Annotated in this window: 1 pseudogene; it reads left to right on the top strand. The window is 63.3% G+C overall.

Going from position 1 to position 670, the window contains the following annotated elements:
• A pseudogene (locus EOA38_RS38225) lies at positions 1 to 670 on the top strand (DNA-directed RNA polymerase subunit beta); the annotation flags it as partial.

Genomic DNA, 670 nt, shown 5'->3' with positions numbered 1-670 from the left:
TCTCGGAAGAAGCGCTGAAGAACCTCGACGAGGCCGGCATCGTCTATATCGGTGCGGAAGTGCAGCCGGGCGACATCCTGGTCGGCAAGATCACGCCGAAGGGCGAAAGCCCGATGACGCCGGAAGAAAAGCTGCTGCGCGCCATCTTCGGCGAAAAGGCCTCCGACGTTCGCGACACCTCCATGCGCATGCCTCCGGGCACCTTCGGCACGGTCGTCGAGGTGCGCGTCTTCAACCGCCACGGCGTTGAGAAGGACGAGCGCGCCATGGCGATCGAGCGCGAGGAGATCGAGCGCTTGGCCAAGGACCGCGACGACGAGCAGGCGATCCTCGACCGCAACGTCTATTCGCGCCTTTCCGACATGCTGGTCGGCAAGGATGCGATCGCCGGACCGAAGGGCTTCAAGAAGGGCTCGAAGCTGTCGAAAGACACGCTTGACGAGTATCCGCGCTCGCAGTGGTGGCAGTTCGCCGTGGAGAACGAGAAGCTCCAGAGCGAGCTGGAAGCGCTTCGCGGCCAGTACGACGACTCCAAGAAGGCGCTCGAGCAGCGCTTCATGGACAAGGTCGAGAAGGTGCAGCGCGGCGACGAAATGCCTCCGGGCGTCATGAAGATGGTCAAGGTCTTCGTGGCGGTGAAGCGCAAGATGCAGCCGGGCGACAAGATGGC

This window comes from Mesorhizobium sp. M1E.F.Ca.ET.041.01.1.1 (assembly GCF_003997355.1).
Taxonomy (GTDB): Bacteria; Pseudomonadota; Alphaproteobacteria; order Rhizobiales; family Rhizobiaceae; genus Mesorhizobium.
This window is presented reverse-complemented; position numbering and strand designations above follow the sequence as displayed.